Here is a 21,648-nt window from a genome sequence, read left to right as displayed (position 1 = left end):
GTCACAGTGTCTGCATGTTGCAGCCATCGTGGCACGGCGCCTGCCCGTTCACCGCCGGGACGCGCCGACCCGACGAGCCCTACCCGGGCCGCGAGGCGCTCCGCTCCGCCGGCCCGGTCGTGCTCGCCGAGGCACCGGCGGGAGGGCCGGTCGCGATCGTGACGACGGCGGCGCTCGCCCGGGCGGTGCTCGGCGACCCGCGGATGGTCAAGGACAGCGCCTGGGCACCGCCCGACTGGGACCCCCGGGCCGCGGAGCTGGAACCGACCGCGTCCCAGGCGCTCTCCCTGACGACCACCGAGGGCGCCCCGCACGCCGCCCTGCGCCGGGCGCACGCCCCGATGCTGTCGCCGCGACGGATGCGGGCCCGGCGCGACGCGATGCGGGACACGGCCCGGGAGCTGCTCGCCGCTCCGGACGACGGCCCCGTCGACCTCATGGCCGACTTCACCACCCGCTACCCCCTGGCCGTGGTCGGCGACCTGCTCGGGGTCCCGCGCGCGATGCTGGACGACGCGGTCGAGGCCTGCCGGCGGATGTTCGGCGATGAGGACGAGGTCGCCGCGGCGATGGGCGGGTTCGCGCGTCTGGCCGCGACGGCGATGCAGCACGACGGTCTCGCCCGCGAGCTCCGCGAGCGGCTGCCCGCCGACGTCACCGACGAGCAGGTGCACTACCTGCTGTTCACGCTGCTCTTCGTCGGCCAGCTGACCACCGGCCCGGCGCTGGGGTTCGTGCTGGCCCGGGTGCTCGCCGCGGGAGACGGAGCGCGGCGGAGCTCGACCCGGGGGAACGGCGACGCGTGGGACGGGGACACCACCGCCCTCGTCGACGACGTCCTGCGCCGGGACCCGCCCGCGCCGTTCACGCTCTGGCGGTTCACCGCACGGGAGGTCGAGCTCGCGGGCATCGTCCTCCCGCCGCGGACCCCCGTGCTCGTCGACCTCGCGGGGACGGCCGACGACCCCGCCGCGGGCCCCGGTCCCGGCCTCGCGTTCGGCGCGGGCCCGCACCTCTGCGCGGCCGTCCACCTCGCCCGCGCCGAGCTCGTCGCGGCCGTCGACGTCCTCGTCACCGACTTCCCCGACGCCCGCCTGGCCGTGCCCGCGGCCGATCTGCGCCGCATCGACCCGGGCGGGATCGCGGGCAGCCGGCTCGCCGCCCTCCCCGTCGAGGGCCTGCGGCCGCGTGAGCGATCCGGGTCGTCCTGACGACCCGGATCGCTCACGTGCGCGCAGCGCCTCAGGGAAGCCCGGCGTGCGGCACGTCGACGCGGGTCGCCAGGAGCTGCGCCTCGCGCACCGGACGGCGCTCGTGCTCGGCGAACGACGGCGCCGCGCAGGCGTAGAGCGTGCGCCCGTCCTCGCCGCCGAGCATGCAGGCGTAGACGCCGGTGCCCGTCGGGAGCTCCTCGAGGATCTCCCCGCCCTCGGCGACGCGCAGCAGCCGCCCGTGCAGGGCGTCGGCGACCCAGATCGCGCCGTCGGCGTCGGCGCAGATGCCGTCGGGGGCCACGGGCAGCGCCCCGACCGCCTCGCCGACGTCCGTGGTGGCCGGCGGCTCGGCGAACCGCGCCCAGGAGCGCCGCCGCGCGAGCCCGCCGTCGTCGGCGACGTCGAAGGCGGTCAGGCGGGCGCCGAACGTCTCGGCGACCACGAGCACGCCGTCGCGCAGCACCATGCCGTTGGGGAAGAGGAGGTCGTCGGCCACGGTGCTCGCGGCGCCGTCGGGATGGACGTAGGTCAGCGTCGTCGAGCTGATCGGCGCGCCGCCCATGAGGTCGAAGCCGAAGTTGCCGACGTAGGCGCCGCCCCGGGCGTCGACGACCATGTCGTTGAGGTGGTCCGCGACGAGGCCCGAGAGGTCGGCGTGCTCGACCAGCGAGCCGTCGTCCTCGCGCCGCAGGATCCGGTGGTCGCGCATGGACACGATCAGCGCGCGCCCGTCGGGCAGGAAGCCGAGGCCGGAGGGCTGCTCGGGCACCTCGGCCATGACCTCGTGGTGGCCGGCGTCGTCGATCGTCACGACCTTCTCGGTGTAGAAGTCGGAGACCCACAGCCGTCCCTCGTGCCACCGCGGGCACTCGAGGTACGACCACCCGTCCGACACCACGTCGACGTTCCGTTCAGCCACGGCGCTCCTCCTCGAGCTCGATCGTCCGCGCACGCTCTTGGCACCCGCCGGTGGTGTCAAGAGCGCGACCTCCACACGATCTCCACGAAACGACCCCGAATCCCGACCGGCCCGGCTCCTACGCTCGCCGACCATGAGCGGCCCCACCCGGCGCATCCTCGTCGTCGAGGACGAGCCCGTGATCAACGGCGCGGTCACCGACCGGCTCGTCGCCGCCGGCTACGACGTCGTCCGAGCGTGGGACGGGCCCGGCGCCGTCGCCGAGTTCACCGCCCGCGAGCCCGACCTCGTCGTCCTCGACGTCATGCTCCCCGGGCTCGACGGGCACGAGGTGTGCCGGCGGATCCAGGCCGTCCGGCCCGTGCCGGTGCTCATGCTGACGGCGGCCGACGACGAGGCCGACGTGCTCGTCGGGCTGGCCGTCGGAGCCGACGACTACCTCACCAAGCCGTTCCGGATGCGCGAGCTCGTCGCCCGGGTCGCCGCGCTGCTGCGGCGGGTCGAGCGCGCGGCGGAGCTGTCGACGCAGGACCCCGACGTCCGGGAGCTCGGCGACGTCCGCATCGACCCCGGGGCCCGCCGCGTCTGGGCCGACGGCGACGAGGTGCACCTGACGCCGACCGAGTTCGACCTCCTGCGCTGCCTCGCCGCCAGCCCGGGCGTGGTGCTCACGCGGGAGAAGCTCATGGGCGAGGTCTGGGGCTGGCCCGGCGCGTCGGGCACCCGCACGGTCGACAGCCACGTGAAGGCGCTGCGCGCCAAGATCGGGCCCGAGCGGGTGCGCACGGTCCACGGCGTCGGCTACGCGCTGGAGATCACCGGGGTCGGCCCGTGAGTGTCCGCGCGCTCGACCCGGTCCGCTCGGTCAAGGTCAAGCTCGGCGTCCTGGTCGGCGCCAGCGTCACGCTCGCCTCGGTGATCGCGACGATCGGCGCGGGCGCCGGCGTCCCGATCTGGCTCGGCATCCCCGTGACCATCGCCGTGGCGCTCGCCGTCACCCAGCTCCTCGCCGTCGGCATGACCTCGCCGCTGCGCGAGATGACCGCGGCCGCGCGACGCATGGCCACCGGCGACCACGACGTGCGCGTCACGGCCACGTCGCGCGACGAGGTCGGCGAGCTGGCGCGGGCGTTCAACTCGATGGCCGAGGAGCTCGCCGGGGTCGACCGCCAGCGCCGCGAGCTGGTCGCCAACGTCAGCCACGAGCTCCGGACGCCGCTGGCCGCGCTGTGCGCCGTGCTGGAGAACCTCGCCGACGGCGTCGCCGCGCCCGACCCCGCCACGCTGCGCGCCGCGGTCGACCAGGGCGAGCGGATGTCGGACCTGGTCACCGACCTGCTCGACCTCTCGCGCGTCGACGCCGGCCGGGCACCGCTGCACCGCGAGCCGGTCGAGGTCCGCCCGCTGCTCGACGCCGCGGTCGCCGAGGCGCGGGTGGGCGCGCAGGACGTCGCCCACGTGCTCGACGTCGACCCGCCCGATCTCGTCGTCGACGGCGATCCCGCGCGCCTGCGCCAGCTCGTCGCCAACCTCCTCGACAACGCCGCGCGCCACAGTCCACCCGGCGGCACCGTGACCGTCCGGGCGCGGGCGGCGGACGACGAGCGCTGGCACCTCGAGGTCGTCGACGAGGGCCCCGGCGTCGCGCCGGAGCACCGCGACCGCGCCTTCGAGCGCTTCGGGACGCTGCGGGACGTCGCGGTCGAGGGCTCGGCCAGCAGCGGCGGCACCGGCCTCGGGCTCGCCATCGCCCGGTGGGTGACCGACCTGCACGACGGGTCGATCGGTTTCGCCGACCCCGAGCCGGGCACGTCCGGCGCCCGCGTGTGCGCCGACCTCCCGACGACGCCGGCCCGACGCCGGCCCGCACCACCCACCCCCGTCCAGGAGGCGATCGCCGTGCCCGCACCCCCGGTCACCCCCGCACGACCCGGGACCTCGGCGCGGGAGACCGGCCCCGCCGAGGTCCCCTCGATCACCGACGGGCTCTTCGGCGACTTCTGGCCCGACCGCGGGGTGCCCGGCAACGTCGCGGTCCTGCTCGGTGCGCTGGGCGTCGGCGTGCTCGCCGGCGTCGTGCTGCCCTTCCGGAACCTCGGGCTGGGCACGTTCCTCGTCCTGCTCGCGACCACCGGCGTCCTGCTCGTCGCGAGCCGGCACCGCCGCGACCGCTTCACCTCCGTCTGCGCCGGCCTGTGCGTCGCGCTGGCCTGCGTCGTCGTCGTGCGGGACGCCGTCTGGATCGTGTTGCTCTGCCTGCTGGCCGGCGCGGTGCTGGGCGCGGTCGGGCTGACGCGCGGACGGCGCGTGCCGGCGTTCCTCGTGGCCCTCGTCGCCTGGCCCCTCGCCGCGCTGCGCGGCCTGCCCTGGCTGGGGCGGACGGTGCGGGCGGTCACCGGGCTGGGCAACGGGGCGGCGCTGCTGCGCACCGCGGTCTGGTCGCTGCTGGGGATCACCGTCTTCGCCCTGCTCTTCGCCTCGGCGGACGCGCTGTTCGCGGAGTGGGTCGGCGCGGTGGTCCCCGACCTCGGCTCGGCGGACCTCACCGCGCGCGTGTTCGTCGCCCTGGGCGTCGGCGGCGTGGTGCTGTGCGGGGCCTATCTCGCCCTCAACCCGCCGCGCGCCGAGCGCGGCGAGCGGGGCGCCCGTCCCGTCGCGCACCGCTTCGAGTGGCTGGCGCCGGTGCTCGTCGTCGACGCCGTGTTCGCGGTGTTCCTCGTCGCCCAGGCCACGGCGTTCTTCGGTGGTCACGACTACCTGGAGCGCACGACGGGCCTGACCTACGCGCAGTACGTGCACCAGGGCTTCGGGCAGCTCACCGTCGCCACCGCGCTCACGCTCCTCGTGGTCTGGGCGGCGACGCGCAAGGCGCCGCGGGCGACGACGTCGGACCGCACCTGGATCCGCGTCTCGCTCGGGCTGCTCTGTGCGCTCACGCTGGTCGTCGTCGCCTCGGCGCTCTACCGGCTGCACCTCTACGAGCAGGCCTACGGCCTGACCCGCCTGCGCCTGCTGGTCGCGGTGTTCGAGGCCTGGCTCGGTGTCCTGGTGCTCGCCGTGATCGCCGGCGCCGGCCCGCTGCGCGCCCGGTGGCTGCCCCGGTTCGGGCTCCTGTGCGGCGTGGTGCTGCTGCTCGGGCTCGCGGCGGTCAACCCGGACGCCTGGGTCGCGCGGCAGAACCTCGAGCGCTACGCCGTCACGCAGACCGTCGACTGGGAGTACCTCAGCGACCTCTCCGCCGACGCCCTCCCCGCCTACGCCGACCTGCCCCGGCCGCTGGCCGAGTGCGCGCTGCGCCCGACCGGGGAGGAGCGCGACGACTGGCTCGCGTGGAACCTCGGGCGCTCGCGGCTCGACGCGTTCCTCGACGCGTCGGGGGGTGCGTGGCGGCACCGGACCGACTGCCCGGGCCAGACGCGGTCGGAGTGAGGGGTCGGAGCGCACCGGACCCGTGACGGTGCGTCGCCCTGGGTCCCGCGTGCTGCGACATCCGGGTGGTGCCGCTCGCCGAGCCTCGGTGTGAGCCACGACACTGCGTGTCTGCCGAGCCTGCGAGGTGCGCCATGACCACCACCGACACCCGACCCGCCCTCAGCGGGTTCCACCACGTCGCCGTCACCGCGCGGGACGTCGAGGCGAGCGCGGACTGGTACCAGCGGGTGTTCGGCATGTCGCGGATACCGCCGCAGTTCCCCCACCACGGCGCCGACGCCAAGGGCTACACGCTGGTGCTCATCGAGCCGGAGACGAACCTGTGCGTCGGCATCGTGCACCACCCCGGCAACTCCGGGGAGCCGGCCGACGAGACCCGCTGCGGGATCGACCACGTGGGCTTCGCGATGCCCACCCGCGGCGACCTCGACGCCTGGGCGGGCTGGCTCGACTCCCTTGGGATCGCGCACTCCGGCGTCACCGACACCGAGGACCCGGTGCCGTACTCCGCGCTCGTCTTCCGGGACCCCGACAACGTCCAGCTCGAGCTCTTCTACATGGACATGTCCGGCTGACGCCTCGGGGCCCGCTCACGATCGGCTCGCGGCACACCGGACCGGCCCCTGATCCGAGCCACGGCGGAATGCCCCTCGACCTCGCGCCGTTGGTTGAAGCGTGAAGAACATCGGGTTCCTGTCGTTCGGGCACTGGTCGGCGTCCCCGCACTCGCGGGTGCGGTCGGGAGCCGACGCCCTGCTGCAGTCGATCGAGCTCGCGGTGGCCGCCGAGGAGGCGGGCGCCGACGGCGCCTACTACCGCGTGCACCACTTCGCCCAGCAGCTCGCCTCGCCGTTCCCGCTGCTCGCCGCGGCCGCCGCGAGGACGAGCCGGATCGAGCTGGGCACGGGCGTGATCGACATGCGCTACGAGAACCCGTTGTACATGGCCGAGGACGCCGGCTCCGCCGACCTGATCTCGGGTGGCCGGCTGCAGCTCGGCATCAGCCGGGGGTCGCCGGAGCAGGTGATCGACGGCTACCGCTACTTCGGCTACGCCCCGCCGGAGGGCACGAGCGACGGCGACATGGCGCGCGAGCACACCGCGACGTTCCTGAAGGTCCTCGACGGCGAGGGCTTCGCCCGGCCCAACCCGCGGCCCATGTTCCCGAACCCGCCCGGCCTCCTGCGGATCGAGCCGCACGCCCCCGGCCTGCGCGACCGCATCTGGTGGGGCGCCGGCAGCCGCGCGACCGCCGAGTCGACCGCCGAGCAGGGGATGAACCTCATGAGCTCGACGCTGCTCACCGAGGACACCGGCGTGCCGTTCCACCGGCTGCAGGCCGAGCAGATCCAGCGCTTCCGCGACGCGTGGACGGCCGCCGGGCACGAGCGCGAGCCGCGCGTCTCGGTCAGCCGCAGCATCTTCCCGATCGTCAACGACCTCGACCGTCAGCTGTTCTGGCGCGAGCACGACAGCACCGACCAGGTCGGGTGGATCGACGGCGGGAACGCGCGGTTCGGCAAGACCTACGCCAACGAGCCGGACAAGCTGATCGCCGAGCTCGCCGAGGACGAGGCGATCGCCGCCGCGGACACGCTGCTGCTCACGGTGCCCAACCAGCTCGGCGTCGACTACAACGCCCACGTCGTCGAGAGCGTGCTGACCCACCTGGCCCCGGAGCTGGGCTGGCGCTGAGCGGTCAGCTCTGCAGCAGCTTGGTGACGCTGCCGGCGAAGTCCTCGTAGCGGCGCAGCGCCGACACGTCGATGGTCACGTGCTGGCCCATCTCGACCATGATCGGGAGAGTCAGCGAGATCTCGTCGAGGGTGTCGTGGCTGTCGACGTCGACGATCGCGATGACGCGCCGCTCGCCGGCGACCTTCCAGAGGTCGACGACGACGCCCGCCTGCTTCGCGCCGAGCGCCGCCTCCGCCTCCCGGGACCAGGTCGCGAAGAGGTCCTGCTGGCTCATCGTCGCGCCGTACTCGATGCGGAAATCGAGGTGGAAGAGCATCGGTGGCCTCCGCGGGTTCGATCGGTTGATCGAAACGTCGTGCCGCCCGGGGATCGAGAACAGCGCTCGCGCCCCTAGGAGCCGTACGGCCCGATCTCGCCCGCCTGCACCCCGATCACGCGGCACGGGCGGTTCATGGCCTGCAGGGCGCGTTCGAGGACGCGGCCCACCTCGTCGACGGCGCCGCGCGCGTCCCCGGCCGTCGTGCTGCCGGTGACCTCGAGGACGCCGAACGGGACCGACGGGACACCGCCGACCTCGACGAGCCGCTCGAGGAGATCGGCGAGTCCGTCCTCGTCGAGACGCGTCAGGTCGGTCATCAGGTGGACCCGGTACTTGGTCATGGGTGGAGTGTCCTCGGCCCGGCGCGACCGCTCGACCAGCACTCACCGGGAGGACGCGGCCGTCGACGCGATGCGTGACCGCGTCCGGGGCGCCCCGGCCTGACCCCCGCCCACGGCGTCTCCCCGGACCGCAGCAGGAACCTGACGAGCGCGCCCTCCACCACGGGGTACACCGCGAAGCGTCGGATGCCTGCCGCCCATGTCGACGCCCCGGTCGTGGTGCTCGTGCTCGACCGTGACAACCCACGGCGCTCCGCGATCTCCTTGGCCCGCCGATGCACCGCAGGCGGCAGGTCGACGGTGGTCCGCATGACGGCATCGTCGCTGCATCGCCCCCTGATGCAGTGGGTCGTCGAGACGGTGGAGCAGCGCTGCGCGGCCCGCAGCGCGCGGGGTGGCGGGCCGGCGTCGTGGTCCGGTCCCCGCCGGCCGGGCTCGTCCGCGGACCCGTCTCAGAGCGTGGTCGTCGCGACCAGGACGAGCACGAAGGACGCCACGATGATCGCGACGCGGAGGTAGTGCAGCCGGTCCCAGCGCCGGTGCTGCTCCCGCCAGTCGTCGGGGTGGTCCTCCGCGGTCCACCCCCTCGAGCGATTGTTGATCGGCACCAGCAGGACGACCGACATGACGACGCTGACGACCAGGAGCAGCGCGGCGACGAGGAGCGCCGTCGTCGCGGTCGGCGTGCCCCACACGAGCGCGGCGAGGACCGCGGTGAGCGCCAGGGACGCGATGTACCAGAACGGCATCGCACGCCCCAGCACGCGCCCACCATCCGCTCGTGCGGCCAGCGACGCGTCGGCCGGCAGGCGCAACAGCATCGGGTTGACGATGACGGCGACCGCGAACTCGACGCCGACCATGAGGCCGACGACGGTCGCGGTGACGACCGCGAGAACGGATGTCATGGCGAGACCCTCTCCATCTAGCGACGCTAGATTTCCTAGCACTGCTAAGCTAGGTCGGGTCACGACGGATCACAAGGGGGAGAGCCGATGGCGGATCAGACGCCGCGCCGGCGGCGGCACGAGGAACGCGGTCGTCACATCCTCGATGCCGCGCGGGATCGCGCCGACGCGCAGGGTTGGGCCGCCGTCACCACCCGACACCTCTCCGATGCCATCGGCTACAGCCAGCCCGTGCTCTACAGCCACTTCCCCGGCGGCAAGGCGGAGATCATGCTGGCGGTCGCCCTCGACGGCTTCGTCGAGCTGACACGGCGGTGCCGCACGGCCCTCGGCGGCCGACAGGGACGGGCCGCGATCGAAGCCGTGTCCGTCGCCTACCTCGACTTCGGCGGCGAGCACCCGGCGGTCTACGAGGCGATGTTCCACCAGCCGATCGACACGCCGTTCGCCCACGACGACACCCGTCCCGAGCTCCGCGCCGCGTTCGACGTGCTGGCCGAGACGATCGGCGACGACCACGGCACCGCGACCGAGGTGTTCTGGAGCGCCCTGCACGGCATCGGCGTGCTGGAACGCGCCGGGCGCATGCGCCCGGAGCACCGCCGTCTCCGCGTGTCCGAGCTCGGCGTCCGCTTCGGGGCGACCCCGGCCCGCTGAGCGGGTCAGACGTTGAAACGGAACGTGTGACCGGGAGCCGGCTGGGGTGCGGGGGCGGCGAGCGCCCCGCCCAGCACGTCCCCAGATCGTTCGTAGCCGGGTCCGCGATCGAGGACGAGAAAGGCGCCCAGCTCTGCCACGGGGCCGACCTGACCGGTGTTCCTTGGAACATGACCGATCGCACCGAGCATTGTGATCACACCGCTGGTCTCGTCTCGCACGCGGCCGCTTGGAGTGCTCGCAACGCGGCGCAGAAAGAGCTATCGACGAAGCCGCCGGACCCGCTGGCGGACCGTACTCTCACGACCGACGAACGGTCGGCGGCGCTGCGATCGGCGCGCTACGCCTCGCACGCCCATCCCGGACCGGTGGGCGACGTGATCAGCTCCAAGATTCATGAGTACGTCCTCGACGGGAAGTTGCTCGAAGCCTTCTCGCTGCCGCGGCGACTGGTCCGCTCGATGCAGACGATGGAAACGCGCAGCCCCCTCCCTCCGCTCCGTGGAGACGACTACCTCCCAGCGACATACATGCCTGGCAGCGGTGGTCGGTGGCGACACCGCACCGCAGCGGACGAGGACCAGGACCATCGCCGATGAGTGCCGAAGGGCCGCTGATGCACTGAGAGCAGCGGGCCTTCGTCATCCGAATCAGGGCGAGGCCTGATCGGTTGCCTCGAAAGGCGTCCAGGTGAGCAGACCACACTTCACACCTCAGCCCGAGAGCGCAATTCACCCCGCCATCGCTCGCTTCTTGAACGAAACGAACCGCCTCGCCGATCCGTGGGCGGTCACCTGCCTTGCCAACCGAATCTGCCATCAGACTGGATGGCGACGACGCGCCCGAAGGGATGCACACCGTGTCGACAGAAGAAGAGAATAAGGCCATCGTCGGTCGCTGGTTCGACGAGTTCTGGGGGAAGGACTTCAATCCTTCCGTCATCGATGAGCTCGCCGCGCCGGACATGCGCTTCGAGTACTCGCTGCATGCCCCTCGCCGCGGGCGCGACGAGGTCCGCGAGTTCGCCAGGACGTTCCGCGCGGCCTTCCCCGACCTCCAGTTCTGGGGGACGGCTGATCTCATCGCCGAGGGCGACTACGTCATCGGCCAGTGGGAAGGCGGTGGCACCCACACCGGGGACGCCTTCGACGACATGCCCATCGGGGCGTTGCCCGCCAACACGGGCAGGACGATGCGCTTCACCGGCACCTCGGTTCTCAAGATCGAGAACGGCCTCATCACCGAGGAGGTCGGCCTCGACGACGGGGTGACGGCACTGCAGCAGCTCGGTCTCATCAAGGCGGCATGACCGTCGAGGACGAGGGCAGCGATCTGACCCTCCGGGTGCTGCGGATGGACTCGCCGACCAAGCAGTTCCTGCTCGAGGCAGGGCACGGCTCGGCTTCGCTACCCCGGCGCAGTGGAGAGCTCCTCAGCTCGGCAGAACGCCCAGCTCGTGCTCTCGACATATGGGCACCTCATGCCCGACAGCGAGGACCGGACCCGGCGGGCCCTCGACGCGGCGTGGTCCCGTGCCCGTCGGTGCCCCTGCAAGGCCAGGAGGTCCCACTACCTGCGCGAACGTGCTGCTGCTTCTAGACGTTGAAGCGGAACTCGACCACGTCGCCGTCGTGCATGACGTAGTCCTTGCCCTCCATGCGCACCTTGCCCGCGGTCTTCGCGGCGGCCATCGACCCGGCGGCGACGAGGTCGTCGTACGAGACGATCTCGGCCTTGATGAAGCCCTTCTGGAAGTCCGTGTGGATGACCCCGGCGGCCTCGGGGGCGGTGGCGCCGATCCGGATCGTCCAGGCGCGCGACTCCTTGGGACCCGCGGTGAGGTAGGTCTGCAGCCCGAGGGTGCGGAACCCGGCGCGGGCCAGCGCGTCGAGACCGGGCTCGGGCTGGCCGATCGACTCCAGCAGCTCCTGCGCCGACTCGGCGTCGAGCTCGAGCAGCTCCTGCTCGACCTTCGCGTCGAGGAACACGGCCTCGGCCGGGGCGACGAGCTCGGCGAGCTCCTTGCGCTTCGCGTCGTCGACGAGCACCGGCTCGTCGGCGTTGAAGACGTACAGGAACGGCTTCACCGTCATCAGGTTCAGCTCGCGCAGCCGCGGCGAGTCGAGGCCCGCGGAGAACAGGGTGCGACCCTCGTTCAGCACGGTCTGCGCGTGCTGGATCTCGTCGACGGCGGCCTTGGTCTCCTTCTTGACCCGCGCCTCCTTCTCGAGGCGCGGGAGGGCCTTGTCGATCGTCTGGAGGTCGGCGAGGACGAGCTCGGTCGCGATCGTCTCGATGTCCGCGGCCGGGTCGACGCGGCCGTCGACGTGGACGACGTCGTCGTCGGCGAAGACGCGCACGACCTGGCAGATCGCGTCGGCCTCGCGGATGTTGGCGAGGAACTTGTTGCCCAGCCCGGCGCCCTCGCTGGCGCCCGCGACGATGCCGGCGATGTCGACGAACGACACCGTCGCCGGGACCACCTTCTCCGACGAGAACAGCTCGGCCAGCCTGTCGAGCCGTGGGTCCCGCAGGGGCACCACGCCCACGTTGGGCTCGATGGTGGCGAACGGGTAGTTCGCCGCCAGCACGTCGTTGCGGGTCAGGGCGTTGAACATCGTCGATTTGCCGACGTTGGGCAGTCCGACGATGCCGAGGGTCAAGCTCACGAGAATCCAGTCTGCCAGCGAGGGATCCGGGCGGGCCCCGGCGGCGTCCAACCAGGGTGACAGCTGCTCCACGTGACCCTCGGAGGTCCCCGTGCCCGCCATCGCCACCGTGCCCACTGCGCTCGGCCCGTTCACCGCCCTCGTCGACGACGAGGGCGCCGTCCTCGCGTCGGGCTGGACCGACGACGCCGACGCGCTGCTCGCGCTCGTGCACGCCGAGCTGCGTCCGACCGATCCCGCGCGCCGCGAGGACCTCGGGGAGGTCACCGCAGCGGTGGCGGCGTTCCACGACGGCGATCCCGGCCCGGCGGCGGCCGTGCCCGTGCGCCAGATCAGCGGGCCGGCGACCACGGCGATCTGGGAGCGGCTACGCGCGGTGCCCGCCGGCGCGCCGACCACCTACGGCGAGCTCGCCGGCGCCGCCGGCTACCCGAAGGGGCACCGGATCGCCGCGCGGGCGTGCGTACGCAACGCCGCCACGCTCTTCGTCCCGTGCCACCGCGTGCTGCGCCGGGGCGGCGCGCTCGGCGGGTACCGCTGGGGGCTGGAGCGGAAGGAGCGGCTGCTGGCCCTCGAGGCCTCCTGGCGCGTCGATGACGGGGCGTTGTCAGGGGTGTGATCCATCCTGCCGGTCATGACGGAGGAGCCATGACGACGGCCGGGGTGCTCGCGGGGCTGCTGCTGGGGCTCGTGATCGGCGCGGGCGTCGGCGCGTGGGTCGCGCTGCACCTCGCGGGGGCCCGGCGCGACGCGGCGGTGTCCGAGGCGGTGCGCCGTGCTGGGGCCGAGGTCGCCGCGGCGCGCGCCGAGCTCGACGCCGAGCGCCGCGGGGCGGGCGACCGCGAGCGCGCCCTGGGGCCGGCCGTGCGCGCCGCCTCGACGGACGTGCTCGATCGCGTGCTGGAGCCCGTGTCCGCGGCCCTCGGTCGCATGGAGCGGGAGATGGCGGGCGCGGAGCGCGAGCGGGCGGCCGCCTTCGCGTCGCTGCGCGAGCAGGTCGGCGCGGTCGCGGAGGGCGCGCAGGGGGTGGCGGGCGAGACGCGCGCGCTGGTCGGGGCCCTGCGCGCCCCGAACGTGCGCGGGCGGTGGGGCGAGCTGCAGCTCGAGCGGGTGGTCGACCTCGCCGGCATGGTCGAGCACTGCGACTTCACCCGCCAGGCCCACGCCCGCGGGGTCGACGACGACGGCGCCCAGCGTCCCGACCTCGTGGTGCACCTCGCGGGCGGCAAGCAGGTGGTCGTCGACGCGAAGGTCCCGTTCGCCGCGTACCTGGAGTCCACCGAGGCCCGCGACGACGCGGCCCGCCGTGAGCGGATCGCGGCGCACGCCAAGCAGGTGCGCGCCCACGTCGACGCGCTCGGAGCCAAGGCCTACTGGAGGCGCTTCGACCCGACGCCCGAGTTCGTGGTGATGTTCGTGCCGGGCGAGGTCTTCCTCTCCGCGGCGCTGGAGGCTGATCCGGCGCTGCTCGAGCACGCCTTCGGCGCCGACGTCGTCATCGCGACGCCCACCACGCTGATGGCGCTGCTGCGCACGGTCGCCTACGCGTGGCGCCAGGAGGCCCTCGCCCGCAACACCGCCGAGGTGCACGCGCTCGGCCGCGAGCTGCACGGCCGCCTGGCCACGCTCTCCGGGCACCTCGCGCGGCTGGGACGGTCCCTCGACGGCAGCGTGCGGTCGTTCAACGAGACGGTCAGCTCGCTGGAGTCCCGCGTGCTCGTCAGCGCCCGGCGGTTCGCGGACCTGTCCGTGACCACCGCCGATCTGGAGAGCCCGGAGCAGATCGAGCGCCGCCCGCGCGCACCGGCCGAGTCGATCGCGGAGACGGGATGACGCGAGGATGAGTGGTCCACGTCACCGCACTCGCCGGTGTGCGTGCGGGTGCGACGGAACGTCACGGTCCGACCGCTAGCGTTGGGGTGTGACCAGCGCGCGGGAGGAGGCACTCGGCACCGGGCCCGTCGGCCCCGAAGAGCGCTCCGTCGTCCGGTCACTGCGTGGGCTCCGCTGGTGGGGGACGCTCCTGCTCGGCGGGGTCTTCACCGTCGCCGGCGTGGCGATCGACCTCGTGCTCTCCGGCGAGCTGGGCGTCGCGTTCACCGCCTGCTTCGCCGGCGGCTGCGTCCTCGCGACCGCCTGGTCGCGGCGTGACTCGCTGTTCGTCCCGCTCGTCCAGCCGCCGCTGCTGCTGGCGGTGGGCGTGCCCGTGGTCGTCGTCGCCACGGGGTCGCTCCCCCGCTCGGGCGGCACGGCCTCCACGCTCCTCGCCGTCGGTGGGCCGCTGGTCAACGCCTTCCCGACCCTCGCGATCACCACCGCCGTGTGCCTGGCGCTCGGCTTCATCCGCTCGCGCCTCGAGCCGTGGCAGCGGGACTCCGACCGGCTCGACCCCGACGCCCCGCGCGAGCCGCGGGACCGGCCGCCCCGGGACCGGGACCCGCGCGACCCGCGCGAGCGCGAGCTGCGGGAGCGGGAACGACGCGAGCGGGAGATCCGCGAGCGGCAGCGGCGGGAGCCCCGCGACCGTGACCCCCGGGACCGGGACCGCGACCCCCGGGACCGCGATCCCCGGGACCGGGAGCCGCGCGAGCGCCGTCCCCGCCAGGTGCCGGTCGAGGCCCGTCCGGCGCGGGACGACCGGCGCCGCCCGTCCGCCGGCGACCCCCGGCGCCGTCCCGTGCGCCCGGACGATCCCGACGAGGAGTTCGGCCCCGGGGTCCGGCGCGTCCCGCGCCGCGTCGACGGGCCCGACGACCGCCGCTGACGCGGATCTCCGGCGGTCGGCGGCCGACCGACCCGTGATCAACGGGGAGTTCGTGCGCGTAGAAGCAGCGAGATACCCGTTCGCTGCTCAGCAGCCGGCGTACTCGTCGCGCCGCAGGAGCATCGCGCCGAACATGGTCAGGAACATCAGGACGTGTCCGCCGATCATCAGGGTCTCGCCGGAGACGGCACCGAGGCCGTAGGGCACCAGCAGCAGCACGAACGGGGCGCACATCGCCGCCGACATCTCGACGATCAGGCGCGCGCGGTGACGTCGCACGGCCATCCACACCGCCATGCCGATGGTCATGTCCGCGGCCATGACGAGGGCGTGGACGGCGGGCAGAGCGGCCCAGGCCGCCGGCGTCAGGGGCATGAGCAGCGCCATGCCGACGACCATCGCCACGACCATCTCGAGGTAGTGGCCGGCGAAGCGCAGCACGCGCCGGCGGGGGGCGCGGGTGGTCGCGACGGGGGCGGCGGGCTGGGCGGGCTGGGCGGGCTGGGTGGTCATGGCGGGCGGGTCCTTCCACGGGGTGGGCCGGCGATGCCGACGAGCATCGCGAGCCCCGCGCCCGCGGACAGGTGCCGGAAGTCATGCCCGGGGTCACGACCTAGAGCAGGTCCAGGGCCCGGGCGCGCAGCGCGGCCTGGGTGCGGTCGCGGGCGCCGAGCTTGCCCAGCACGTTCGTGACGTGGTTCTTCACCGTGCCCTCGGCGAGGTGCAGGCGGCCGGCGATCTCGCGGTTGCTGCACCCGTCGGCGAGCAGGCGCAGCACGTCGACCTCCCGCTCCGAGAGCGGTACGACCAGCGGCTGGGCCCGGCGCGCCGACCCCGCCGGCTCGTCCGCGGGCAGGCGCGCGACGCGGGCGACGACCTTCGCCGCGACCGAGGGCTCCAGCACCGACCCGCCCGCGGCCGCGGTCAGCACCGCCTCGACGAGGCGCGCGGACGAGACGTCCTTGAGCAGGTAGCCGACCGCGCCGGCCCGCAGCGCGGCGAACACGTCCTCGTCGTCGTCGAAGGTGGTCAGCGCGATCACGCGCACGTCGGGCTGCTCGGCCCGCAGCCGGCGGGTCGCCGCGACGCCGTCGAGCACCGGCATCCGCAGGTCCATGAGCACGACGTCGGGGGCGAGATCGGCGGCGCGGCGGACGGCCTCCTCGCCGTTGCCCGCCTCCCCCACGACGACCACGTCGTCGCGCACGCCCAGGAGCGTGGCCAGTGCCTCGCGGAACAGCGCCTGGTCGTCGACCAGCAGGAGCCGCACGGGCGCCGTCACGCGGGCACCTCCAGGACCAGCGCGCACCCACCGGCCGGGGCGCGTCCCAGCTCGAGGCGCCCGCCGAGGTCCTCGGCCCGTTCGCGCAGGCCGAGGAGGCCGACACCCCCGCCCTCCCCGTGCCCGCCGGGCCCGGGCTCGCCCGCACCGCGCCCGTCGTCACGGACCTCCACGCGCACGGCGCCCGCGGCGTAGTCGAGCACCACCTCGGCGCGGCTCGCGCCGGCGTGCTTGCGCACGTTGGTCAGCCCCTCCTGCGCCGCCCGGAACAGCGCCTCGCGGGCGGGGTCGGCGATCGCGCGCTCGTCCCCGACGATGCGCACCGACGTCGGGAGCCCGGCCGCGGAGCTCTCTGCGGCGAGGTCGTGGAGCGCGGTGCCCAGCGCCGGGACCACGCGGGGCTCGCGCAGGGCGCCGACGGAGCGCCGGACCTCGCCGAGCGCCTCCTGCGACTGGTGCTGGGCCTTGGCGAGCACGTCGTCCACCGGGTCGTCGGCACTCCGGTTCGCCAGCAGGGCCCGCGCCGCCTGGAGCTGCATCTGGATGACCGTGAGCGAGTGCCCGAGCCCGTCGTGGATGTCGCGGGCCACCCGGTTGCGCTCCTGGGCGGCCGCGAGGTGCTCGACCTGCTCCTGTGCGGCCGCGAGCTCGCGGCGCATCTGCTGCTCACGACGCAGCAGCTCGGTGACCACGGCCGCGAACACCACGGCGACCAGCGTGCCGAGGCCCTCGCGCAGGCCGTCGACCAGCGGCATGCCGGCGTGCACCATCGGCACCATCGCGATCACGACGATCGTGGCCGGCAGCGGGAGCAGCAGGACGCACTGGCTGACCAGCACGATGAGGAACAGCGTGCCGCCCACCCCGGGGGCGAGCGCGAACACCACCGACGCGAGCACCAGACCGACGAGCACGTACGCCGCCGACCACCCACGCCGTCCGCGGGCGAGCACCCACCGGAAGCCCAGCGTGGCCAGCAGCGCGAACGCCGCGCCGAGCGGCAGGACGGCCACCGGGTCGCCGCCGCCGACGACCCCGAGCACCAGGGTGAGCAGCGCTCCCCCGGTGAGCAGGGTCAGGGCCAGGAGCACGGGGACACTGTGCGGTGCCCGCGCCCCCAGGACAACGGCTGCTAGCGCACCGCCTGCGGCTTCATGTCGCGCTTGAGCTCGCGCGGCAGCGAGAAGGTCAGCTTCTCGTTGGCGGTGGTGATCTCCTCGACGTCGGCCCAGCCGCGCTCGGCGAGCCAGTGCAGGACGTCGCCGACGAGGATCTCGGGCACCGAGGCGCCGCTGGTGACACCGACGGTGGTGACGCCCTCGAGCCAGGCCTCGTCGATCTCACCGCAGTGGTCGACGAGGTGGGAGTCCTTCGCCCCGGCCTGCAGCGCGACCTCGACGAGGCGCACCGAGTTCGAGGAGTTGCGGGAGCCGACGACGAGCACGAGGTCGCACTCCGGCGCCATCTGCTTCACCGCGACCTGGCGGTTCTGGGTGGCGTAGCAGATGTCGTCCGACGGCGGGTCGGAGATCGCCGGGAACCGCTCGCGCAGCGCGGCGACCGTCTGCATCGTCTCGTCGACCGACAGCGTCGTCTGGGAGAGCCAGATGACCTTCTCCGGGTCCCGGACGGTGACGTCGGCCACCGCGGCCGGGCCGTCGACGAGCTGCACGTGGTCGGGCGCCTCGCCGGCGGTGCCCTCGACCTCCTCGTGGCCCTCGTGGCCGATGAGCAGGATGTCGTAGTCGTCGCGCGCGAAGCGCTTCGCCTCCTGGTGCACCTTCGTGACCAGGGGGCAGGTGGCGTCGACGGTGCGCAGCTCGCGGGCCGCGGCCTGGGCGTGCACCGCCGGGGACACCCCGTGGGCCGAGAACACGACGGTGGCGCCCTCGGGCACCTGGTCGGTCTCGTCGACGAACACCGCGCCGCGGTCGGCGAGGGTGTTGACCACGTGGCGGTTGTGCACGATCTCCTTGCGGACGTATACCGGGGCGCCGTAGGTCTCGAGCGCCTTCTCCACGGCCACGACGGCCCGGTCGACGCCGGCGCAGTAGCCGCGGGGCTTCGCGAGCAGCACGCGCAGCGCGCCGTCGCCGGTGTGCTCGCTCTGGTGCTCAGTGGACATAGGTCCAGCCTACGGGGGACGCACGTCACCGTCCGTGCGCGAGCGGCGATGACCGACCCACCGTGGCCGTTCGCACATCATCGGCCCAGCCCTGGCACCCTGTCCGATATGAGTTCGCTCCCGTTCCCGGTGCGGGTCGCCGCCGGCCTCGTCGTCGCCGCCGTGGAGGAGACCCGGGACCTCCCGCGCACCATCGCCGGTCTGCCGATCACCGCGGTCAGCCGTGTGCTGCAGCTGGGGATGCGCGCCCAGCAGGTGGTCACGGAGCTGGCCATCAAGGGCGACACCGCGCTCGACGGGATGCGCCCGGTGGAGGAGGCCCCGTCGTGGGCCCGCTTCGACGACGACCTGCCCGAGCCGCCGTCCCGCTTCGAGTCCTACGACGTCGACGACACCTCGATCGAGTTCACCGACCTGGCGGACGCCCCTCGTGTGAACGGTCACTCCCGGGCGCTCGAGGTCGTGGGCGGCACCGGGGTGGAGACGACCACCACGCCCGACGCGCTCCCCGGGTACGAGTCGATGACGATCGCCCAGCTGCGCGGGAAGCTCCGCACGCTGAGCGTCGACGAGGTCACCGAGCTGCTGGAGTGGGAGACCGCGCACGGCAACCGGCCGCCGTTCGTCACCATGCTCAGCAACCGGATCGCCACGCTCGACGCCCAGTCCTGACCCCGGCGTGACCACCCCGCCGGCGACCAGTGCGGAGGAGCCGTGGCCGGTCCGGACGGTCGCGCGCAAGATCGCCGCGTGGATCGAGCGGCTCGGCGCGGTGTGGGTGGAGGGCCAGCTCACCCAGGTCACCGCCCGGCCCGGGTCGGGCACCGCGTTCCTCGTGCTGCGTGACCCGGCGGCGGACGTCTCGATCAACCTGACGGCGCCGACGACCATGGTGCGCGGCACGGTCCCGCCGCTGGCCGAGGGCGCCCGCGTCGTCGTCCACGGCCGGCCGTCGTACTTCTTCGGGCGCGGGACGCTCTCGCTGCGCGTCGACGAGATCCGTCCCGTCGGGGTCGGCGAGCTGCTGGCGCGGATCGAACGGCTGCGGGCGCTGCTGGCCGCGGAGGGGCTCTTCGACGCGGCGCGCAAGCGGCGTCCGCCGCGGCTCCCGCGCTGCGTGGGCCTGGTGACGTCACGCGCGAGCGCCGCCGAGCACGACGTGCTCACGGTCGCGTCGACGCGCTGGCCCGCCGTGCGCTTCCGCACCGTCAACACCCCGACGCAGGGGCCCCAGGCCGTGCCGGAGATCCTCGACGCCCTGACCGCCCTGGACCGCGACCCGGACGTCGACGTGATCGTGCTGGCCCGCGGCGGCGGCAGCGTCGAGGACCTCCTGCCGTTCTCCGACGAAGCCCTGTGCCGGGGCGTCGCGGCGTGCCGGACGCCCGTGGTCTCGGCGATCGGCCACGAGCCCGACACCCCGCTGGTCGACCACGTCGCCGACGTCCGCGCGGCCACCCCCACCGACGCGGCGAAGCGGATCGTCCCCGACCTCGCCGAGGAGACCGCGCACCTCGCGCAGCTGCGGCGCCGGATGCACCGGGCCCTGCACGCGTGGGTGGAACGGGAGGACGCGGCGCTCGCCGCGCTGCGCCGCCGTCCCGTCCTCGCCGACCCCCTCGGGCCGATCGCCGCGCGGGAGGACGCCGTGGTCGCGCTGCGCGGGCGGGCCCGCCAGGTGGTCGACGCCGGGATCACGGCCCGGTCGGCCGACCTGCGGCACCTCACGGCGTCCCTCGCCGCCCTGGGCCCCGCCGCGACCCTGGCCCGGGGCTACGCGATCGTCCAGCACGGGCCGGCCGTCGACGCCCCGGTCCTGCGGTCGGCGGACACGCCCGCGGCGGGCGACACCCTGCGCGTGCGCCTCGCCGACGGCGCCCTGCACGCGGTCGTGCGCCCCGACCCCGGCTGACCTCCGGCGGGCGAGCGCGTGGCCCTGTCGGCGTGCTCCCCCGACTTCGGACACTGGATGTCAGCGACGCCACGCCGCGGACACAACGAGGAGGAACCGAGTGGGCGAGACGGACGAGCCGGGGTACGAGCAGGCGCGGGACGAGCTCGCGCAGGTCGTGGCGCGTCTGGAGGCGGGCGGGCTGAGCCTGGAGGACTCGCTCGCGCTGTGGGAGCGGGGCGAGGCGCTGGCACGGCTGTGCGAGCGCCACCTCGCCGGCGCCCGCGAGCGCGTCGAGACGGTGCTCTCGGAGGCGGCCGGCGAGGACGGGACCGGCAGCTGAGCGACACCCGGGCGAAGAGGCACCGTCGGCGCCCCGTGATGGCGCAGACTCGACGTCCATGAGCAGCCCGTACTCGTCCGGAGGGGCCGACTTCGACCGGGCGGTCGCCGGGGCCCACGCCGACTACCACCGCGAGATCCAGCAGCACGACGAGCCCGACGGCCTGGTGGACGACGTCGTCACGTACCAGATGCTCGCGCCGCACCTCATGCGCTCGCTGCTGTTCCTCGTCGCGCCGACGGTGCTGCTGCTGATCAAGGTGATCATCGACTACCTCGCGTCGATGTCGTCGCCCGACGACCTCACCGACGCCGTGTCGGTGCTGCTCGGGGTGGTCGTGGTCGTGCTCTACCTCGCCGGGATCGCGTCGTTCTTCGCGCCGGCGAAGGAGCCGATCGCCGAGCACGCCCGCCTGCTGGAGAACCGGGGCGACGCCGCCGCGGGCGCCTACGAGCACGTGCGCCTCGCCGCGGCCGCGCGCCGCAGCCCCGCCGAGGTCCGCCCGTCCACGGTGGCGGGAGTGCCCGTGCTGCTGTTCGAGCAGTACAGCGAGCGGGCGATGCTGCTCGTCCAGCCCTACGGCCGGGATCTCTACGTGGGCTGGACGATGTGGCGCTCGCGGTCCACCGCGACCCTGCTGCTGCACTTCCTGCGCGACACCTTCGGCCGCTTCGCCCCGGCGCCGCGGTTCTCCGCCGAGCTGCGCGCCGCCGCGACCCGTGCCCTGCGCGAGAGCGTGCACTCGCTGTCCCGCGAGGGGGTGGCCGCCGCGCTGCAGGCGAGCGGGCCGGAGCCGGAGGCGCCGTACGAGCCGCCCCGCGAGACGTACACGCCGCAGGCCCGCCCCGAGCCGGCCCGGCCGCCCCACGAGGAGCGCTGGCCCGAGTCCGAGGACCCGCACCCCCTGGGCGTGCTCCCCACCGCCCCGCCCGCCGGACCCCACGTCGACACCCGGACCGCCTGGACCGGCGACGGCCACGACGGGGAGCGCGTCGGCGTCCGCCGCGAGCCCGACGAGGACTGGGGTCCGCCGCCGCGCGATCGGTGGTGAGCCGCGTACGGGCGACCGGAGCGGCGGACTCTGCG

General features: G+C 74.2%; 24 protein-coding genes. 15 read left to right on the top strand and 9 right to left on the bottom strand.

Annotated features, from left to right (window positions below):
* The first annotated feature begins 14 nt into the window (after positions 1-14).
* Positions 15-1,211 (top strand): cytochrome P450, encoded by a 1,197-nt coding sequence (locus OG774_RS26900; RefSeq protein WP_328305399.1) that lies wholly within the window; start codon positions 15-17, stop codon positions 1,209-1,211.
* A gap of 31 nt (positions 1,212-1,242) precedes the next feature.
* On the opposite strand, the gene OG774_RS26895 is transcribed toward OG774_RS26900, so the two are convergent.
* Positions 1,243-2,133 (bottom strand): SMP-30/gluconolactonase/LRE family protein, encoded by an 891-nt coding sequence (locus OG774_RS26895; protein WP_328305398.1) that lies wholly within the window; start codon positions 2,131-2,133, stop codon positions 1,243-1,245.
* A 133-nt stretch (positions 2,134-2,266) separates the two neighbouring features.
* On the opposite strand from OG774_RS26895, the gene OG774_RS26890 reads away from it, so the two are divergent.
* From OG774_RS26890 to OG774_RS26875, 4 genes are all read left to right on the top strand, one after another.
* Positions 2,267-2,968 (top strand): response regulator transcription factor, encoded by a 702-nt coding sequence (locus tag OG774_RS26890; protein ID WP_328305397.1) that lies wholly within the window; start codon positions 2,267-2,269, stop codon positions 2,966-2,968.
* Positions 2,965-5,562 (top strand): DUF4153 domain-containing protein, encoded by a 2,598-nt coding sequence (locus tag OG774_RS26885; RefSeq protein ID WP_328305396.1) that lies wholly within the window; start codon positions 2,965-2,967, stop codon positions 5,560-5,562. The genes OG774_RS26890 and OG774_RS26885 overlap by 4 nt, the downstream gene beginning before the upstream one ends.
* Before the next feature lie 134 nt (positions 5,563-5,696).
* Positions 5,697-6,140: a VOC family protein gene (locus OG774_RS26880; RefSeq protein WP_328305395.1), complete on the top strand. Its 444-nt coding sequence runs from the start codon at positions 5,697-5,699 to the stop codon at positions 6,138-6,140.
* Between the two features lie 100 nt (positions 6,141-6,240).
* Positions 6,241-7,260: an LLM class flavin-dependent oxidoreductase gene (locus OG774_RS26875; protein ID WP_328305394.1), complete on the top strand. Its 1,020-nt coding sequence runs from the start codon at positions 6,241-6,243 to the stop codon at positions 7,258-7,260.
* Positions 7,261-7,264: 4 nt separating this feature from the next.
* On the opposite strand, the gene OG774_RS26870 is transcribed toward OG774_RS26875, so the two are convergent.
* The 3 genes from OG774_RS26870 to OG774_RS26860 form a co-directional block, all read right to left on the bottom strand.
* The gene (locus OG774_RS26870) at positions 7,265-7,579 is read right to left on the bottom strand and encodes a muconolactone Delta-isomerase (protein WP_328305393.1); all 315 of its coding nucleotides are present in this window, start codon (positions 7,577-7,579) and stop codon (positions 7,265-7,267) included.
* A gap of 74 nt (positions 7,580-7,653) precedes the next feature.
* Positions 7,654-7,923: a hypothetical protein gene (locus OG774_RS26865; RefSeq protein WP_328305392.1), complete on the bottom strand. Its 270-nt coding sequence runs from the start codon at positions 7,921-7,923 to the stop codon at positions 7,654-7,656.
* Positions 7,924-8,375: 452 nt separating this feature from the next.
* Positions 8,376-8,831: a DUF1772 domain-containing protein gene (locus tag OG774_RS26860; RefSeq protein WP_328305391.1), complete on the bottom strand. Its 456-nt coding sequence runs from the start codon at positions 8,829-8,831 to the stop codon at positions 8,376-8,378.
* Between the two features lie 87 nt (positions 8,832-8,918).
* Between OG774_RS26860 and OG774_RS26855 the strand changes: the two genes are divergently transcribed.
* From OG774_RS26855 to OG774_RS26845, 3 genes are all read left to right on the top strand, one after another.
* On the top strand, positions 8,919-9,488 hold the full coding sequence (locus OG774_RS26855; protein ID WP_328305390.1) for a TetR/AcrR family transcriptional regulator: 570 nt from the start codon (positions 8,919-8,921) through the stop codon (positions 9,486-9,488).
* A 170-nt stretch (positions 9,489-9,658) separates the two neighbouring features.
* Positions 9,659-10,087 (top strand): hypothetical protein, encoded by a 429-nt coding sequence (locus OG774_RS26850; RefSeq protein ID WP_328305389.1) that lies wholly within the window; start codon positions 9,659-9,661, stop codon positions 10,085-10,087.
* Positions 10,088-10,338: 251 nt separating this feature from the next.
* Complete coding sequence (locus tag OG774_RS26845) at positions 10,339-10,797, top strand: ester cyclase (RefSeq protein WP_328305388.1); 459 nt, start codon at positions 10,339-10,341, stop codon at positions 10,795-10,797.
* 286 nt (positions 10,798-11,083) lie between these two features.
* On the opposite strand, the gene ychF is transcribed toward OG774_RS26845, so the two are convergent.
* The gene (ychF, locus tag OG774_RS26840; protein WP_328305387.1) at positions 11,084-12,157 is read right to left on the bottom strand and encodes a redox-regulated ATPase YchF; all 1,074 of its coding nucleotides are present in this window, start codon (positions 12,155-12,157) and stop codon (positions 11,084-11,086) included.
* 91 nt (positions 12,158-12,248) lie between these two features.
* Here ychF and OG774_RS26835 point away from each other — a divergent pair, with 91 nt between their 5' ends.
* From OG774_RS26835 to OG774_RS26825, 3 genes are all read left to right on the top strand, one after another.
* A complete protein-coding gene (locus tag OG774_RS26835; protein ID WP_328305385.1) occupies positions 12,249-12,776 on the top strand; it encodes a methylated-DNA--[protein]-cysteine S-methyltransferase in 528 nt (175 codons plus the stop codon).
* Between the two features lie 29 nt (positions 12,777-12,805).
* Complete coding sequence (locus tag OG774_RS26830) at positions 12,806-13,990, top strand: DNA recombination protein RmuC (protein WP_328305384.1); 1,185 nt, start codon at positions 12,806-12,808, stop codon at positions 13,988-13,990.
* Positions 13,991-14,078: 88 nt separating this feature from the next.
* The gene (locus tag OG774_RS26825; protein WP_328305383.1) at positions 14,079-14,921 is read left to right on the top strand and encodes a DUF6542 domain-containing protein; all 843 of its coding nucleotides are present in this window, start codon (positions 14,079-14,081) and stop codon (positions 14,919-14,921) included.
* An 87-nt stretch (positions 14,922-15,008) separates the two neighbouring features.
* On the opposite strand, the gene OG774_RS26820 is transcribed toward OG774_RS26825, so the two are convergent.
* The 4 genes from OG774_RS26820 to OG774_RS26805 all read right to left on the bottom strand — a co-directional run bounded on the left by OG774_RS26820 (position 15,009) and on the right by OG774_RS26805 (position 18,328).
* Entirely contained in the window at positions 15,009-15,434 is a 426-nt protein-coding gene (locus tag OG774_RS26820; protein ID WP_328305382.1) for a hypothetical protein, read from the bottom strand.
* A gap of 100 nt (positions 15,435-15,534) precedes the next feature.
* Positions 15,535-16,203, bottom strand: a complete 669-nt coding sequence (locus tag OG774_RS26815) for a response regulator transcription factor (RefSeq protein WP_328305381.1) — start codon at positions 16,201-16,203, stop codon at positions 15,535-15,537.
* Positions 16,200-17,294 (bottom strand): sensor histidine kinase, encoded by a 1,095-nt coding sequence (locus OG774_RS26810; RefSeq protein ID WP_328305380.1) that lies wholly within the window; start codon positions 17,292-17,294, stop codon positions 16,200-16,202. Before OG774_RS26810 ends, OG774_RS26815 begins: the two co-directional genes overlap by 4 nt.
* Before the next feature lie 41 nt (positions 17,295-17,335).
* Positions 17,336-18,328: a 4-hydroxy-3-methylbut-2-enyl diphosphate reductase gene (locus OG774_RS26805; RefSeq protein WP_274193940.1), complete on the bottom strand. Its 993-nt coding sequence runs from the start codon at positions 18,326-18,328 to the stop codon at positions 17,336-17,338.
* A gap of 108 nt (positions 18,329-18,436) precedes the next feature.
* On the opposite strand from OG774_RS26805, the gene OG774_RS26800 reads away from it, so the two are divergent.
* The 4 genes from OG774_RS26800 (at position 18,437) to OG774_RS26785 (ending at position 21,613) form a co-directional block, all read left to right on the top strand.
* Positions 18,437-19,000, top strand: coding sequence for a lipid droplet-associated protein (locus OG774_RS26800; protein WP_328305379.1), 564 nt, complete (start codon positions 18,437-18,439; stop codon positions 18,998-19,000).
* Between the two features lie 7 nt (positions 19,001-19,007).
* Positions 19,008-20,240 carry an exodeoxyribonuclease VII large subunit gene (xseA, locus tag OG774_RS26795; protein WP_328305378.1) on the top strand — a complete coding sequence of 411 codons (1,233 nt, stop codon included), beginning with the start codon at positions 19,008-19,010 and terminating at the stop codon, positions 20,238-20,240.
* A gap of 100 nt (positions 20,241-20,340) precedes the next feature.
* Complete coding sequence (locus OG774_RS26790; protein ID WP_328305377.1) at positions 20,341-20,562, top strand: exodeoxyribonuclease VII small subunit; 222 nt, start codon at positions 20,341-20,343, stop codon at positions 20,560-20,562.
* Positions 20,563-20,620: 58 nt separating this feature from the next.
* Positions 20,621-21,613, top strand: a complete 993-nt coding sequence (locus OG774_RS26785) for a hypothetical protein (protein WP_328305376.1) — start codon at positions 20,621-20,623, stop codon at positions 21,611-21,613.
* Positions 21,614-21,648 lie beyond the last annotated feature (35 nt).

The organism is Actinomycetospora sp. NBC_00405 (genome assembly GCF_036044095.1).
Taxonomy (GTDB): domain Bacteria; phylum Actinomycetota; class Actinomycetes; order Mycobacteriales; family Pseudonocardiaceae; genus Actinomycetospora; species Actinomycetospora callitridis.
Note: the sequence above shows the minus strand (reverse complement) of the source record. Positions and strands in the feature narration are given on the sequence as shown.